This window comes from Enhygromyxa salina, from assembly GCF_002994615.1.
Classification (GTDB): domain Bacteria; phylum Myxococcota_A; class Polyangia; order Nannocystales; family Nannocystaceae; genus Plesiocystis; species Plesiocystis salina_A.
In genome coordinates this window covers 1-16,234 of sequence record NZ_PVNK01000119.1, presented here as the reverse complement: position 1 = coordinate 16,234, position 16,234 = coordinate 1, and the positions used below count along the sequence as shown (strand labels likewise).

At 69.2% G+C, this 16,234-nt stretch carries 13 protein-coding genes; 7 read left to right on the top strand and 6 right to left on the bottom strand.

The annotated features are described in order from the left end of the window. Window positions 1-165: 165 nt before the first annotated feature. Window positions 166-1,068: a cation diffusion facilitator family transporter gene (locus tag ENSA5_RS11740; protein WP_181197658.1), complete on the top strand. Its 903-nt coding sequence runs from the start codon at window positions 166-168 to the stop codon at window positions 1,066-1,068. A 31-nt stretch (window positions 1,069-1,099) separates the two neighbouring features. Further along, entirely contained in the window at window positions 1,100-1,549 is a 450-nt protein-coding gene (locus ENSA5_RS11735; protein WP_106391735.1) for a CBS domain-containing protein, read from the top strand. On the opposite strand, the gene glgP is transcribed toward ENSA5_RS11735, so the two are convergent. After that, entirely contained in the window at window positions 1,539-2,933 is a 1,395-nt protein-coding gene (gene glgP, locus ENSA5_RS11730) for an alpha-glucan family phosphorylase (protein WP_181197657.1), read from the bottom strand. The genes ENSA5_RS11735 and glgP overlap by 11 nt on opposite strands. Window positions 2,934-2,973: 40 nt before the next feature. Beyond that, window positions 2,974-3,831, bottom strand: a complete 858-nt coding sequence (locus ENSA5_RS11725; RefSeq protein ID WP_106391733.1) for a fibro-slime domain-containing protein — start codon at window positions 3,829-3,831, stop codon at window positions 2,974-2,976. Window positions 3,832-3,904: 73 nt separating this feature from the next. On the opposite strand from ENSA5_RS11725, the gene ENSA5_RS11720 reads away from it, so the two are divergent. Beyond that, window positions 3,905-5,518, top strand: coding sequence for a phytoene desaturase family protein (locus ENSA5_RS11720; protein ID WP_106391732.1), 1,614 nt, complete (start codon window positions 3,905-3,907; stop codon window positions 5,516-5,518). 49 nt (window positions 5,519-5,567) lie between these two features. Then, complete coding sequence (locus ENSA5_RS11715; protein ID WP_106391731.1) at window positions 5,568-5,792, top strand: hypothetical protein; 225 nt, start codon at window positions 5,568-5,570, stop codon at window positions 5,790-5,792. Between the two features lie 23 nt (window positions 5,793-5,815). Here the strand turns inward: ENSA5_RS11715 and ENSA5_RS11710 are convergent, their stop codons facing one another. From ENSA5_RS11710 to ENSA5_RS11700, 3 genes are all read right to left on the bottom strand, one after another. After that, complete coding sequence (locus ENSA5_RS11710; RefSeq protein ID WP_106391730.1) at window positions 5,816-7,066, bottom strand: cation:proton antiporter; 1,251 nt, start codon at window positions 7,064-7,066, stop codon at window positions 5,816-5,818. 271 nt (window positions 7,067-7,337) lie between these two features. Further along, the gene (locus ENSA5_RS11705) at window positions 7,338-8,900 is read right to left on the bottom strand and encodes a right-handed parallel beta-helix repeat-containing protein (RefSeq protein ID WP_106391729.1); all 1,563 of its coding nucleotides are present in this window, start codon (window positions 8,898-8,900) and stop codon (window positions 7,338-7,340) included. 42 nt (window positions 8,901-8,942) lie between these two features. Then, a complete protein-coding gene (locus ENSA5_RS11700; RefSeq protein ID WP_146155590.1) occupies window positions 8,943-10,157 on the bottom strand; it encodes a molybdopterin-dependent oxidoreductase in 1,215 nt (404 codons plus the stop codon). Window positions 10,158-10,567: 410 nt separating this feature from the next. Between ENSA5_RS11700 and ENSA5_RS11695 the strand changes: the two genes are divergently transcribed. From ENSA5_RS11695 to ENSA5_RS11680, 3 genes are read left to right on the top strand one after another with little or no spacing between them, the layout of a single operon-like run. Continuing rightward, window positions 10,568-11,689, top strand: a complete 1,122-nt coding sequence (locus ENSA5_RS11695) for an AAA family ATPase (RefSeq protein ID WP_106391727.1) — start codon at window positions 10,568-10,570, stop codon at window positions 11,687-11,689. 23 nt (window positions 11,690-11,712) lie between these two features. After that, window positions 11,713-12,648, top strand: a complete 936-nt coding sequence (locus ENSA5_RS11685) for a hypothetical protein (RefSeq protein WP_181197656.1) — start codon at window positions 11,713-11,715, stop codon at window positions 12,646-12,648. A gap of 20 nt (window positions 12,649-12,668) precedes the next feature. After that, window positions 12,669-14,783 (top strand): GmrSD restriction endonuclease domain-containing protein, encoded by a 2,115-nt coding sequence (locus ENSA5_RS11680; RefSeq protein ID WP_181197655.1) that lies wholly within the window; start codon window positions 12,669-12,671, stop codon window positions 14,781-14,783. A 1,315-nt stretch (window positions 14,784-16,098) separates the two neighbouring features. Here ENSA5_RS11680 and ENSA5_RS39740 read toward each other — a convergent pair. Next, on the bottom strand, window positions 16,099-16,234 hold a 136-nt coding region (locus ENSA5_RS39740), incomplete at its 5' end, for an MYXO-CTERM sorting domain-containing protein (protein ID WP_373422437.1).

Sequence of the window (16,234 nt, the reverse complement as noted above, 5' to 3'; positions counted from 1 at the left end):
GCAATGCATCGTGTCGCCTCGCGCCGGAATTTTCGCCGAGGGCGCGAAGCCAAAACGCCGCCGTACCGGGCGTACTGCAGGTCTTGGCGACAAAGCCCTCGGCGAAGAGGCCAAGCGAGGCGGCGCGAGGCGTTGCACCCCGGGCTGCTAGACTCGAGCTCTCCGATGCAACCCGAGCGCCAGGAGATCATCGCCCGGACCCACTGGCTCGGGATCCTCAGCAACGCCGGGCTCGCCGCGGTCAAGCTCGGCGTCGGCGCGCTCGCGGGCTCGCGGGCCTTGCTCGCCGACGGGGTCCACGGCCTCAGCGACGTGGCCATGAACCTCGGCGCCTGGGTCGGCTGGCGCCTCGCCTCGCGGCCGCGCGACAGCGATCACCACTACGGCCACGGCAACATCGAGGCGCTGACGACCGTGGGCGTCGGGCTCGTGGTCGTGACGGCAGGGATCGGGCTCGGGTGGACGGCGCTCCACGGTCAGAGCACCGTCGGCCCCGACGCGCTCGGGCTCGCCGCGGTCGCGGTCGAGCTCGTGAGCGTGGCGATCAAGGTCGGCCTCGCGCGCGTCACCGGGCGCCGCGGCCGGGAGCTCGACAGCCCGATCCTCGTCGCGATCTCCCGCGACAACGCCGCAGACGTGCTGACCAGCGCGCTGGTCATGATCGCGATCATCGCGGCGATCCTCGGCCTGCGCTGGCTCGAGCCGGCCGCGGCCGTGATCATCGGCGTGATCATCGCGTGGCACGGCCTCCGCAGCGCCCGCGAGGGCCTCGACGTGCTCATGGATCGCGTGTCGGACCCGGGGCTCGCGGCCGAGATCGTCGGGATCGCCGCGCGCGTCCCGGGGGTCCGCAGCGTCGACGACGTCCGCGTCCACCCCCTCGGCACCCACCTCCGGGCCGACCTCGAGATCAGCGTCGACGGCACGATCGAGGTCCACGAGGGCCACGCGATCGCCCACGAGGTCGAGCGCGCCGTGACCGAGGCCTCCGCCCGCGTCCACGAGGTCTCGGTCCACGTCAACCCCGTGTCCGAGCCCGCCCAGGATTTGCCGGCAGCAGACCATTGAGTTGGACGGCGCCCGTCGCCATGCTCGGGTCATGCAAGCCCGAGACATCATGGTCGAGGCCCTGAGCGTGACCCCCGAGCTGTCGGTCCGCGAGCTCGTGGGGCTGCTGTTGCGTGAGCACCGCGACGGCGCCTGCGTGATCCATGACGGCGAGCTCGTCGGCGTGGTCACGACCATGGACCTGGTGTTTCAGGAAAAGCGCGTCCACCTCCCCGCGATCCTCAGCTTCATGGACTTCGCAATCCCGCTCGAGTCCCCCGCAAAGCTCCGCGACGAGCTCGACAAGATCTCGGGCACCCAGGTCTCGGAGATCATGAGCGACGAGCCGGTCGTCGTCGAGCCGTCGACGCCGATGTCCGAGCTCGCGACGATGATGGTCGAGCAACACCTGACGATCCTCCCGGTCGTCGAGCGCGGCCGCGTGCACGGGGTCGTGACCAAAGAGGCGCTGCTCCGGGCGACCTTCGCCGCTAAAGACTGAAGCCAGCCCGGACCGCCCGCTCGGCGTCGAACTCGGCGGGGATCGTGCGCATCGAGGCCCGAACCCGCTCGACCCAAGCCAGCGGGATCGCCTCGCTGTTCCAGTCATAGAACATCGGCACGATCTCGCGCTCGAGCAGCTCGAAGAGCATGCGCGCGTCGAAGCTGTCTTGGGCGGCCTGCTCGTCGAACTCGCGCGGGCCCCCGATCGTCCAGCCCCTCGCGCAGCTGCCCTCGTCGGCCTGGTCTTTGGCCGCGACCGCCGCCCACCACCCATCCGCGACCGAGACGTTGAGCGCCCCGTTGGCCGCCGCCCGGACGCCAAAGGTCCCGCCCGCGTTGGCCCCGCGAGTCGGCGTGCTGAGCCACAGATCGACGCCCTCGACCAGGGTGTGCCACAGCTCGAGCCCCGGGTCGGGCGCGAACACGATCCGGCCCTCGAAGCGAGCGTCGCGGGACAGCTCCGCGAGCTTCGCCAGCTGCGCCTGCCCGCGCTCGTCGTCGGCCGCGGCGTCGCCCGTGAAGACCAAACGCACGGGGTTGAGGGGATCATCGAGGAGGCGCTCGAGCCGGGCCAGATCCCCGAACAGTAGGTCCGCCCGGGTGCCGACGCCGAAGCGCCCGGCGCAGCCGATCCACAGCGCGTCGGAGTCGGCCGCCGACAGCCCCCGGGCGTAGAGCCGCTCGACCATCCCCTCGCGGGCCCGGGCGCGGAGATTCCACAGCGCCCGGATCTTGACCTGCTCGACGCGCTCGGCGAAGTCGCGCCCACGGATCCGCGCGCCCTCCCCCGCCGCGACCCCGAGGACCTCGACGACGTCGGCCGAGGTCCACGAGGGCAGGTGAACCCCCGCGCCGATCCCCGGGTCATCCGCGAGGTGGACGGCGCTCGGCGTGATCCCCATCGCCGCCAGCGTGGCCTCGCCGCCCCGGCGCAGGAGCTCGTCCTGCTCGGCTCGCGCGGGCGTGCCCGAGGGCTGCAAGCGACCGGTGAGCTCGCGCTCGGCCTCGCCTTGGTGGTCGAAGTTGGTGTCGAGCAAGATCAGCCGGCTCCGCCCGACCCCGAGCTCCCACGCGCCGAGCTCGAGCTCGCGCTCGCCGAGCGTGATCGTGACTGAGAGCGGCGCGCCGTCGGGCCCGGTCACCCGCTCGAGCCCCGAGGCCTCGGGATCGTTGCGATGCTCGACGACCTCTCGGTGTCCGTCCTCGCCGATCTCGGTGAGCACGGGCGCGCTCGCATGCAAGATCCCGACACCCACGAGCGGGACCTCGAGCTCGCTGGCCGCCGCGAGCAGATCGGCCGCGCGCACGCCAAGCTCCCCGACGTAGGTCCGCAGCGAGGGCAGGACCGCGAACTCGGGACTGAAAAGGGCGACCGCCTTCACCCGCCCAGCATCACGCGCCCACGCCGACGCCGCAAGGGCGTCACTCGACCGGCGTGAAGCAGGCGATCGTCGTCTCGATCCGGAAGGTCGAGTCCGTCGAGCGACGCTCGGCGTGGAAGATGTCCATCGGCACCATCGCGCCAGGCCTGAGCCCGAGCTCATCGAGGTTGACGGTGCCCGCCTGCGCCGGGTGGAGCCCGCCGAGATCGATCGCCAGCTGCCCGTCGACGAAGAGCCACAGATCGTCGTCGCCGATGAAGGTGAAGCTCTGGCCGGGCTCGTACACGAAGGTGGTGTGGATCTCGGTCGTGAACAAAAAATTGTGCGGCGCGCCCCGTCCGTCGGTCAGGCCCTCGTCGCCCCAGCCCATCCCGTCGATCGGGAAGAAGGTCTGATCGTCGAACACCCGCAGCTCCTCGCCCTCGGGCGTCAGCGGGAGCTCGACCGTAAAGAGCTGATTCACACCATCAACGTCGTTGTACCACTGATTGAAATTATCAGCGCTCGTCATCTGAGGCGGGTCCACGACCAGCCCGCTGAACACCGGCTTTTGATCGGGCCCGAGCTCAGGCTCGACCAGACCGGGCGTGGCCACGTCGGCGCTGAAGGCCTGGAAGTCCGGGTGGTCCTGACGAAAGTCGCGGATCGTCGCGACGATGTCGCCACACTCGCCGCCCGGCTCCCCGGTCGTGCCCTCGGTCTCGTCGCCCGGCATGTCGAGCTTGGGCCCGACGGTCTCGCCGCTGCCCGAGTCCGAGCCCGAGTCCGAGCCCGAAGCGGTGGTGTCGGCCTTGGTCGTGGCCGTCGTGTTGCCCAGGGTCACGCTGGTCGCGCCACCCTCGCCCTGCCCGGCGCTGCAGGCCGCGAGCGCGAGCGTGAAGACGGACCAGCGGCGCACGGCTCATGGTCGGCCAAGCAGGCAGCCGCGCGCAAGCCCTGGCCGCGCGGGGCTCCCGGCGGTATAGCGCCCCGTGACCAAGGTCGGACGATCCTATAAACAGAGCGACGTCGACGAGTCCTGGGACGCGATCGTGATCGGCTCGGGCCTCGGCGGCCTTGCGAGCGCCGCGCTCCTGGCCAACATGGGCAAGCGCGTGCTCGTGCTCGAGCGCCACTACGTGATCGGTGGCTTCACCCACACCTTCAAGCGCAAGGGCTACGAGTGGGACGTCGGCGTCCACTACGTCGGCGAGGTCCACCGCGAGCGCAGCGTGCTCGGCCAGCTCTTCAACCACATCACCGACAGCGAGCTGAAGTGGGAGGGCATGGGCGAGGTCTACGACCGGATCATCTTCGGCGAGCACGAGTACCCGTTTCGAACCGGCGTCAAGCAGTTCAAGGCCGGCCTCCGCGAGCACTTCCCCGACGCCGCCGACGGCCGGGCGATCGACGAGTACGTCGACGCGGTGTTCGCCGCGTCCAAGGCCGCGCGCAGCTTCTACGCCGAGAAGGCCCTCTCGGGCGTCACCGGGTTCCTGGCCGCGCCCTTCATGCGTCGGGCCTACCTGGCCCACACGCGCAAGACGACCTGGGAGGTCCTGCGCGGCATCACCGACAACACCAAGCTGATCGGCGTGCTGACCGGGCAATACGGCGACTACGGGCTCCCGCCCAAGCGCAGCGCCTTCGCGATGCACGCCTCGGTCGCCAAGCACTACTTCTTTGGGGGCAACTATCCGATCGGCGGCTCGGCCCGCTTCGCCGAGACGATCGCGCCCAAGATCGAAGCTGGCGGCGGCATGTTGCTGACCAACGCGCCCGTCGACGAGATCGTCGTCGAAGCTGGCGAGGCCGTCGGCGTCAAGCTCGACGACGGCCGAGTCCTGCGCGCAGGCCTGGTCATCAGCAACGCGGGCGCGCTCAACACCTACGGCCGGCTGCTCCCGGCCGAGGCCCGCGCGCGCGTCGGCTTCAGCGCTGCGCTCGATCGCATCGAGCCCTCGGCCTCGCACCTGAGCCTCTACATCGGCCTGAACAAGACCGCCGCCGAGCTCGAGCTGCCCAAGGCCAACTACTGGATCTACCCCGACGAGTACGACCACGACCTCAACGTCGAGCGCTTCACCAAGGACGAGTCCGCGCCGCTCCCGGTCACCTACATCTCGTTCCCGGCCGCCAAGGATCCCGACTTCGAGCGCCGCCACCCGGGCAAGAGCACGATCGAGATCATCACCCTCGCGCCGTGGGAGCGCTTCGCCAGGTGGGAGCAACAGCCGTGGAAGAAGCGCGGCGAGGACTACGAGGCCCGCAAGGCCGCGCTGTCCGAGCGCCTGCTCGACCAGCTCTATCGCTTCGAGCCTCAGACCCGCGAGGCCGTCGCCTACCACGAGCTCTCGACCCCGCTGAGCACCAAGCACTTCACCGCCTACCAGCACGGGGAGATCTACGGCCTCAGCCACGATCCTGGCCGCTTCGAGGCCAAGTTTCTGCGCCCGCGCTCGCCCGTGGACAAGCTCTACCTGACCGGGCAAGACGTCGTCACCGCCGGGATCGGTGCCGCGCTGTTCTCCGGCTACCTGACGGTCTCGGCGATCACCGGGCGCAACATCGTGATGGAGGCCCTGGCCGAGACCGGCATGGCCTGAGTGGCCTGAATGGCCAGACCGGGCGCCAAAGTCCGGCATACTGGCGAGTATGCTCGCCGCGATCCACCGGATCTCCACCAGCCCCTACATGAACCTGTTCGCCGGGTTGGCGCTGTTGGTGACCTCGGGAGCGGAGACCGTTACGTCCTTCGAGGAGGGGATCGGCGTCCACCATGGAGTCCTCGTGTACGCGCTCGTTCAGGTCGTCAAGGTGTTCCCCGAGCTCTTCGAGGGGCTCGAGGGCATCCACGAGGGGCTCGAGGAGCACGAGTGAGCCCAGCTCGAGCTCGCTACCCCTCAGCCACGCTCGGCCTCGGCCTCGGCCTCGGCCTCAGCCCGGGCCGCGTCGGGCCAGGCGAGGAACATCCGCTGCAACACGACCGGAGCGAAGATCGCCGTGGCCGCGCAGACCACCACCAGCGCCCCGTAGAGCCGATCGGACACCGCCCACTCGCCGAGGCGGTTGCCGAGGCGGGCGACGACCAGGGCGATCTCGGCCCGGGGAACCATGCTCACGCCCATCAACACGCCGACGCGCCAGCCCTCGCGGGGGACGAAGGGCAGCATCACGCCCCCAACCTTCCCGAGCACCGCGGGCACCAACAAGACGGCGCCCAGCCCCAGGGCGCTGCCGATGTGCTCGAGATCGACCCCAAAGCCAATGTCGAGGAAGAAGAAGGGCACAAACAGGGCGTGGATCGGCTCGAAGCTGTGCTCGGCGCGGATCGCCTCGGGGTCGCGCGAGAACATCAAGCCAGCGAACAGCGCCCCGATCGCCACGGACAGGCCGAGGGCGCCAGCGATCGCGGCGACCGCCAGGCCGGTCCCGACCAAGAAGAGCACCACGGACGCGCTGCGATCGCCCTCGTCGTGGGCGAAGAGCCGGGTCAGGCGCTCCTCGAGGTAGCGCGAAAACAGGTAGCAGGCGGCCCCGAAGCCGACCAGCTGCAGCACGATCCAGCCGATCGCCTCAGCGAGCGCGGCCGGCTCGACGGTGCCCGCATGGATCGCGGGCGCGGCCAGGACCAGCATCGAGGTCAGGACGATCGCCGAGAGGTCGTCGAGCTCGGCCACGTCGACCAGCAGCGCGCCCAGGGGGGTGTCGAGCTTGCCGAGCTCCTGCCAGACCGCGACCGAGAGCCCGATGCTGGTCGCAGAGAAGGCCACGGCCACGAAGGTGCTCGGCAGCGCCCCGAGCCCGCACGACCACGCGGCGGCGAAGCCCAGGGCCCCCGAGACGCTGACATTGGCCGCCCACACGAGCGACGCGCGTGGCAGCTGCTCGAGCAGCTTGTCGAGCTTGCTCTCGAGCCCGACACGAAACAGCAAGGCCGCGACTCCGAGCTCGCCGAGCAGCGCGAGCAGGGACGCCGAGTCGTCCGAGACCCAGTCGAGCTGCGAGTCGAGCGCGCGCAGGGCCAGTCCGACCAGCAAGAAGCCGACCGCCCCCGGCACGCGCAAGCGGCGAGCGACCTTGGAGATCAAGGTCGCCGCGAGGATCGCCCCGGAGACCAGCAGCAGGGGTTCGATGATCTCGCCGTCGCCCACGCCGAGCCAGGATTACCCAAGCGAGGATCGGGCGCGAGCGCTTTTTACTCTGGCCGCGCCCGTCCTCGACAGCTGGAATTCAACCGAGGCCGGGACCTTGGCGCACAGGGCGGATGGCGCCCAGCGCTTCGAAGTGGGGTTACCCGGTTCGGGGTTACCCACCGCAAAGAGCAGCGCGCAAAAAGGGTCTCCTGTGGCCACGCGCGGACCCCAGCGGCCACGACACAGCCTCATCAACGAGTCCGAGCCGCCGGCCGCGGGGTCTACAAACCTACCGCTGGCTGCTAGCAGCCCGTCGGCGCCTGCCGAGGAGGACCAGCAGCCCGAGCCCGAGCGCTCCGAGACCGCCGCCGCCCCCAGTCGAGCTGCACGAGCAGCCCTCGCCCGCGCTGCCCTCGTCGGCCGCGGCCCCGGTCTCGCCCGCATCCAGACCGTCACCGCCGGTCCCGTCCCCGGACTCACCGTCGCCATCCCCATCGCCCGCGTCGCCGTCTCCGTCGCCAGGATCCCCGTCCCCGTCACCGGGCTCGCCGTCCCCGTCCCCGTCGCCGTCGCCGTCGCCGTCTCCGTCTCCGTCTCCGTCACCGCCCGCGCAGTCGAGCTCCTTGAAGCCCTCGACCGGGATCCACCCGCCGTTCCCCGGCGAGATGAACTCGTACGCACCGACATCCGGCTGCCCGTCGCGCGGCTCGCAGTTGAAGTCGACCTCGGCCCAGGCCTCGCTGCCCGCGTCGATCATCGCCGAGCCTGGCAGCGGGTACGCGTTGTACCCATCCGGATCCTCGAGCTCGGCCGCGGGGTCACCGAGATCGAAGGTCCCCTCGCCGAGACCGTCGAGGACCCCGTTGACGCCGTTGTCGATCCACGTCGCGTCGGGGGTGTTGACCAGCTTGACCGCGGTCCCGCCCGGGCAATACAGCGCGTTGCCGGCCACGAGGTTGCCGTTGCCCGCGGGCCAGTCGTTCCCGCGCAGGCAGGCCGCCCCGGCTCCGACCACGGTGTTGTGGACCACCGTCAAACCGCTCGGGACCTCGTCCTGGCTGGGCTTGGCGTGAATCCCGTTGCCGCCGACCGAGAACACCACGTTGTTGCGGACCTCGACGTCGCCGACGGTCTGGATGCCGTTGTCGACCACGTTCCAGATCAGGTTGCCCTCGACGAGGTTCGGCGCCTCGCCCTGGGTCCCGTACATCGTGATGCCCGGGTACTTGACGTCGTGGATCACGTTGTGGCGGATGACGTTGCCGTAGGATCCGGTCTTGAGCTCGATCCCGTCGCCCTGGCTCGAGTTGGTCGTGTCGTGACACCAATTGAGCTCGATGACCGAATTCGACACCGTGCACGCGCCGTTGTTGCAGCCGAGGTACATGCACTCGCCCGTGCCGCTGGTGTTGTGAATGTGGGTCCGGCGGATCAACAGGTTGTCGTAGCTGTTGTCCGGTCGATTGCACGATATCCCTACGTCAGCGGTGCCGTGAATGTGCAGATCCTCGAAGGTCGCGTGGCTCGAGGTCCCAACCCGCACGCCGTGCGACCCGTCGATGATCTCGAAGCCTGCGAAGGTGTAGTAGCTGCCCGAGATGTCGATCGTGTTTTGGTTGGGGACCCCGATGATGGTCACCACCTCGCCCTCGGCCGCGCGGATCACAATCGGCGCGTCGGCGGTGCCCTGGAGCTCGACGCCCCAATAGCCCTCGGTCTCGTAGTCGCCGGCCGAGAAGATGATCTCGTCGCCGGGCGCCGCGTTGGCGACGATGGACTTGAAGTCGTCGCTGGGGTTGACGGGGATCTCGGCGGCGAGCGTGGCGAGGGTCAGCAGGGTAAGGGCGGACATCCGCGGACTGTAGCACCCCGGGCTGCTAGCAGGCGGTCGCCCTCAGATCTCCTCGATCCGCACCCGCCGGGCATAGAAGCCCGAGTCGAGCCGATTGGTGGGGATCGCGGGATCGTCGATCGCCATGGTGATCTCGTACTCGCCGGGCGCCTCGGGCTGCCACGCGTAGGACCACAGCGTCCAGGTGTCGTTGGTCACGTGCGGCGCGCAGACCTCGACGGGGATCGGCTCGTCGCCGTCAAAGCGGATCGCCAGCGCGTCGGTCAGCTCGGTCCCGCCCCACATGATGCCGACGATCTTGTAGAGGATCTGGCCCCCGACCTCCCACTGCTCCACGCGCACGGGCATCGCCGCCTGCTGCATGATCGCGGCGCTGTAGTCGGCCGCGAGGGCGTGGGCCGCGGTCTGGTGGGTCCGGGTTGCGAACTCCAGCATCTGCGAGGTCGCCGGCTCGCTGTCGTCGACCAGGCGGATCGAGTCGACCCACTTGACGTTGCAGCAGCCGTACCAGCCCGGGATGATCAGGCGCAGGGGCTGGCCGTGATCCGGCGGCAGCGGCTCGCCGTTCATGTGAGTCACGAGCATCGCCCCAGCCGCGGCGAGCTCGTCGAAGCGAAACACCCAGCTGCACCCCGGCGTCGACTGGCTCGAGGGCTGCGAGTGCTCGTCGAAGCCCGCGATCAGCACCGCGGTCGCCTCGGCCTGGATCGAGACCAATTCGAGGATGTCGGCCACCAGCACCCCCGACCACTCGGCCGCCGAGATCAGCCCGAACGCGCGGTTGCTGCCGTTGCCCGAGCACTCGAGCAGCACGACCCGCGAGGTCTGGACCATGGCCGCGAGCTCGGCGAGGCTCAGCTCGAGCGGCGCGTCGACGAGGCCCGAGATGTTGATCGTCCACGGCTGCTCGAGGTCGAGCTGATCGGGCAGCGCCGTGCGGATGAAGAAGTCGGCGTTGTCGATGATCAGGCCGTCGGCCTCGAGGGTCCCGAGATCGAGGGCGAGGCGGCCGTCGAGGCCCTGGCCCTGAAACTCCCCGACCGCGGCCTGGGCCTCGCCGACGAAGCCGTCGAGGACTCCGAGCATCACGCCGTCGGCGAAGGGATCGGGGCACTCGTCGCCGCCGCCGGTCGTGGGAGCTCCGTCGCCCGTGCCCTCGCCCTCGTCGGCTCCCGGCGCGTCGGCGCACCCGAACAGCAAGGTCGTCGTGCCGCCGACGCACATGGACAAGAACCGCCGCCGGGGATGCTGAGCCATTGCCGACACCATACAGGCTCGGACCATCGGACCTGTGCAGGTCGTGGACTTGCGTGAGCGCGAACAATTGTGCCGTTGTGGACTGACAACAGCACGGCTGTCCTGCTCGAGGAGAGCTGGCCACCAACCAGACCGTCCCCGGGCTGACCGAGAACGGGTACACCCTGTGCGATCCGACGGCGCCCCGCGAGCAGATCACGATCCGCCAACTGGAGCAGGGCTCGCTCTCCCCCACGCTCGACACGCTGCGCAAACTCTGCATGGGGCGGGGTGTGCTGCGGGAGGCTCAGCGAGATCTCCGGTGGTGGCTGACCACGCCAGGCAGGTCAACTCCAGCGCGCTCTCAGCAACCTTCCCGCTGACAACCCGACCAGTCGTGTTCCTGACGCTCCCGATCTAGACTGGGCGCCGTGCCCGGGTCGATCACGCAGTTCAGCCTCGAGAGCTACAAGGCCTTCGACGCACCAGTGGAGCTGGATCTCGCTCCACTCACAATCGTCCTCGGCCGCAACAACGCGGGGAAGAGTGCCCTGGTGCGCGCCCCCGTGTTTGCGACGAGCGGCTTTTCGACCCGAGCGCGCCGCCCTTTCGACCTCAGCCCGCGCGGGCGGCCCTTCGGTCGCTCGCTCCGGGACTGCGCCTTCGACCAGCGCCTCACAGGGCTGGTGGTCGGTGTGCGCGTCGGGGAGTGCTCGGTGCGGCTTGCGGCCTTCGAGGCCGAGGACGGCGCCCAGCAGATCGTGGAAGCCAGCGTTGGCGATGAGGCCTTCGACGGTCCCGCATGGGCCGAGGTCCGCGACGCGATTTGCCGCCACGAGGCGCTGTGTGAGCTCGGGGAGCGCATCGCCTGGCTCTCAGACGAGCGCACGATCCACGCGGGCCAGGCTGACGACGCGCCGCCCGATCGTCTCGAGCCTGAGGGCTCGGGCTCGCTGGCTTGGCTGCACCACGCCCAACGCACCCCGCGGGGGCGCGAGGGCCTCGACGCCCTCACGACTTGGCTCGGGCGGCACATGGGACTCGACCTGGAGGTGCGCCTCGCCAACGGCCAGCTCGAGTGCTTCGTCCGCCCGCGCAACACCACGGCAGAGCTGCACCCATCTCAGGTCGGCTCCGGGTTCCGGCAGCTGCTGCCGGTGCTCGCAGCGCTCTTCGTCGATCCTGGTGAACAGCCGGCTCCGCTGCTGATCATCGAGCACCCCGAGTTGCACCTGCACCCGGGCTTGCACGGCGACATCGGCGAGCTCTTGCTGAGCCGAGCGCTCCTCGCTGAGAGTCCCCCCCTGCTGGTCGAGTCGCACTCCGACGCCCTGCTGCTGCGCGCGCGCGCGCTGGTCGCGGAGGGCCAGGCTTCGAAAGATGACGTGGCAGTGTACTTCGTCGAGCCCGGGCAAAGGGGCAGCACGCTGCGACGCATCTGGCTTGACGAGGCTGGCACCCCCGACTGGTGGCCCCGAGGTGTGTTCGCCGAGCCCACCGCGGAGTTCCGGCGAATCCGCCGCGCGCTCAACAAAGGGGAAGGCGTCGCTTGAGGGTCCACCTCGACGATCCGGGCGTGCTCGCGCGAGAGGATGCCAGCGAGCTTGTCGTCGCGCTGCTCCAGGCCACCGGGAATGGACGCCATGTGCTAGCGATCGCGGACGCCCTCGTTGAACGCGTACGAGCGCTGCTCATCGAGGGAACTCGAGGGGGCTTCCGGCGACGGCTCGAAGAGGCGCTGGATCGCGCGCTCGCCGAGCGCGACTCCCACGATCGGACTGTTCCGCCCGGAGCGCGACCGCTCTTCCCCCACGCAGAGGTCGCGCTCGCCCCCGGTCCGAGCGAGCACTGCGTGTTCACTGTGCCGCCAGAGCGCGCGCAAGACTGGCTCCACGAGCCGCTGCTCCTGATCACCGAGAACGACATCGACGGGGAGCTGGTGGTCGCCGGGGCCCGGGGCCTGGACCGAGAGGTCGTGCTCGCAGCGATGAGTCGAGCAAAGGAGTGGCTCCGGGTGAACGGACGAGGCGGAACCGGCGAGATCCCCCCGCGGCTGTGCCGCTCGCACCCCCTGGAGAGGCTCTTCGTCTTGATCGATTCGGATCGAGACACCTGGGAGGGACCCATCTCCAAGAAGGCCGAGGAAATCCGGGTTCTGTGCAAAAATGAGGGGATCCCCTGCCACGTGCTCCGGCGCCGCGAGGCCGAGAACCATCTCCCGCTCTCCTCCATCCACGAGTCCGCGACGCTCCAGGGGCGCGCCTCGAGGCAGCTCATACGCGGCGCGCGGGCGCTTGAACGTCAACCCGCCGAAGCACGCTGGGTCACTCCTTTGGACACCTTCTTCGCCGAGCAAGAGCCCGAGTCGACCATCCACCGCTGGGGCTCCACACGGTGCAAGCGGTGGCTGCGTGGGCTACTGTCTGAACTAAGCGACGGTAAGGCCGAGCTCGACGTCGAAGCCCTCGACCACCTCACAGACCTTCTCGACGAGCTGGAACGATGGCTCTGAGCTCTCGCCTGCCCCCCGAAGTGCGCACGGTGCTGGTCGAGGACCTGCTCCACGAACTGCGCACGGGTCGTCTGCGTACGCCCTCCTTCCAGCGCATGTTCGTCTGGCAACGAGAGGACGTGATCGCCTTGCTCGACAGCATGTTCAAGGGCTACCCGATCGGCAGCCTGATCTTCTGGGAGCGATCCACGGAGCGCGCAATGGAGCGGCTCGACGCGGCGCGCTCCGAGCAGCCTGCGCGCTCCGATGCCTGGTACGTGGTCGACGGGCAGCAGCGCCTGCGCTCAATTACGGGCGCGCTCACAGCCAATCCCCGGCCCCCCTTCGACGTCGCCTTCGACCTGGATGCCGAGCACTTCGTCAAGGCGAGGCCGAGGGACCAGTCGCTGCTCCCGCTGCACCTCATCCTCGACACGGCGGAGCTACTCGAGCACCTACGCCGGCTCCCGGAGCCGCGCCGACGCGCACGCATCGATGCCGCCAACCGAGTCGCCAGGGGGCTGCGAGACTACAGGCTGCCGCTCACCATCGTCCGTGGCGACAAGGCCCAGGTCGAGGAGGTGTTCCGCCGGCTCAACGAACGCGGCATCCCATTGACCTGGATTGACGTCCAGCATGCGATGCGCTGGCGAGCGGAGGACGCCGAGGCGGTGTCGAAGACACAGGTCGATCAATCGCTCCGCCACCTGCGACACGACGCCCGCCGAGACCCCCTCCCCGACCCCTGGTCCTGGAAAGAGCTCGCGGTACTCGAGTCCGATCCCGCACTACTCGACCAGCACCTACGTGACAGCCGGGTTGCCCCTGCGATCCCCCTCAATGTCCCCAAGGGGCTCGTCGGGCGCCGCCCTGCGGTGGTCCTGCATCCCCTGGATCGCCTCACCTACCAGGTGCTCGTGGACGCGCGTGCGAAGACCCTGCACGCGCGGCTGTCCACACATGTCTTTGGCTACCACATGGACTCGCGCCTACGTGGGCCTCGGCAGTACGTCGACAAGGTGAGCGCATCGCGCGCCTGGCGAACCCGACAAGAGGGCTGGGGCACGGAGGGCTACTCCTGCCGCACCGACATCGCCTCGTTCTTCGCCTCCGTGAGCCTCGAGCAGATCGACGAACTGCTCGCCAGCACAGACGGCTACGCGGGTAACTCTCGGCTGCTCTCGCTGCTGCGTGGGTGGCGTGGCCGCAGCAGTCGAGGCGCGCTCCCGCAGCGGTGCCTGCCCTCCTTCGTGTTGGCCAACGCTTTACTAATCACAGCGGACAAGACGCTTGACGCAATTCCCAACCTCCAGTGGGCGCGCTGGGTGGACGACTACGCCCTGTACGGGCCGGAGCTCGAGACGATCCTCGAGGGCCTGCGCGCGCTCGAAGACGCCCTTGGCGAACTCGGCTTGCGGCTCTCAGCGGCGAAGACCCACATCGGCGGCCCAGGGACTCCTGTATTCACAGACCTGCGCCTCGGGGCTGCATCGGACGAGCTGAAAGAACTGCGGGAGCTCACCGAAAGTGAAGCCGCCACCTTCACCCAGCTCTGCACAGAGGTCCTCGCGGCTCCCTGGGCGGCGAGGGTGCGAGACGTGAATTTCCTCGTGACCCGGCTCAAGCGTCACCCCGAACTGCTGGACCGGCCCGGATGGGTGAAGGCCGCGCGGTGGATGCCGCACGCCGCCGAACACATCGCCAGGCTCGCGCGATACGACGAGCGCTTTCGCGAAAACCTCGAGAGCGAGCTGTCGGAGGTACTAGAGGGCCCGTGGGTCGGTCAGACCTGGGCGCAAGCTAAGCTCCTCGGGGCCTGGCCAGCCGCGCCAATGCAAACGGTCCCGCGCCTACGCGAGCTGCTCGCCAGGGCATTGAGCGAGCAGCCCGCCATGACCCCGACACTCGCCCACATGCTCGCGGCAGAGCTTCCGCTCTCCGAATTTCAGGAGCTAGCTGCCCGCTCGAGCGACTGGCTTTCCCACCGCGCGCTGTGGCTCTGTGCCGGTCGGGCTGGAGCGACCCGCGCGTGGCTGGACGAACAACTGACGCGCTTCGAGGCCCATGCCCTCCTCCGAGCAGCGTGGGAGACACGGGGCCCTGCACTCTTCGAGGACCGAACGGTCTCTGAACGCGGCCCCACCGATCAGGGCTAGCAGCCCGGGGTGCAACGCATCGTGTCGTCTCACGCCGGAATTTCCGTCGAGGGCAACTGATCGGGCGCTCGATCAAACGCGCGCAGCTCAGATCGAGCACGTGAACTCCGTGGCCGGGACCGCGCCTACGCGCTCCGGCGTCGCGGGCGAACCCGCGACCGAGGTCGCCCCCGGCTGATGTCGCCGCCGGACACGCGGTCCCCGTCGACTGCCGAGCACCCGCGCTCCAGAGCCAAACAGCGTTCTACGGCCGTTCAGGCCAACTCGAATGCTGGTCGAGCAGCGCTCGAGTTGGTGCCAGCCAACTCGAGCGCTCGACGAGCAACGCCCTGGTTGCCTCGGACCTGCGCGCCACATGCGTTTCAGGCCCTCAACCTCGGCCAAACCAAGCCAGGGGCTCGACGACCAGCCCTTCGGCCCGCGCGAGGCGGCGCTCTGCACGCGTTTCAAGCCTCGCGGTTCGCTCGGAGTAACCCGAGGGCTCGACGAGCAGCGGCTCGGCTTGCCCTGGGGTTGCGCCCTGCACGCGTTCGCAGCGTCCAATTTCCGCCAGACCAACCCGAGCGCTGCTCGACCAGCGATCGAGTTACCCTGGGGCTGCGCAATATGCGCGATTTCAGCGTCCAAGTTCCGTCCGACCCAACTCGAGCGCTGCTCGGCCAGCGATCAGGTTCCCTCGCCCTCGCGCAGCTGGCTGCTCGTCGAGGCTCCAAGTTCCGTCCGACCCAACTCGAGCGCTGCTCGACCAGCGCTCGACTTCCCTCGCCCTTACGAAGGGGTCTGCGCCTCGAGCCTCCAACTTCCCCTCGACCCAACTCGAGCGCTGCTCGACCAGCGCTCGAGTTCCCTCGTGCTTACGAAGGGGTCTGCTCGTCGAGGCTCCAAGTTCCGTCCGACCCAACTCGAGCGCTGCTCGACCAGCGCTCGAGTTCCCTCGCCCCCGCGAAGGGGCCTGCGCGTCCACGATCCAGACTGCCCTCGACCCAACTCGCAAGCTCGACGACCAGCGCTCATGATGGTTTGCCCGAAATTTTGCCATGGAGCTCCAGTGGTCGAAGTCGGGCGGAGCGAAACAGAGCGCTCGACGAGCAGCACCCATGATGGTTTGAGAATGTTTCGGGCCTGCGTGGCGACGATCCGAACCTACTCCGCGCCAAGATCGGAGAACGAGCGCGAGCCCTCGGGTCGCCCGGCCGAAAATTTGTGCCTCGCCGAGCACGTCGAAGCTTCGCTCGCGCCAACGGCAGCGCTGCGATTCCAGCGTCGATCTTGGTCGCCGCCACCTTCGATGCTGGCCGGGCTCGCGGAGCTGCGCCTAAAACCGGCGACGCCGAAGCCCGAGCAAGCCAAACAGCAACAACCCGACCAGCCCACCGTGACCGGGCGCCTCGATCGCGCACCCCTTCGCGCCGTCGTCATCGGCGGGGCTCGTGTCGCCGCCGGTCTCCCCG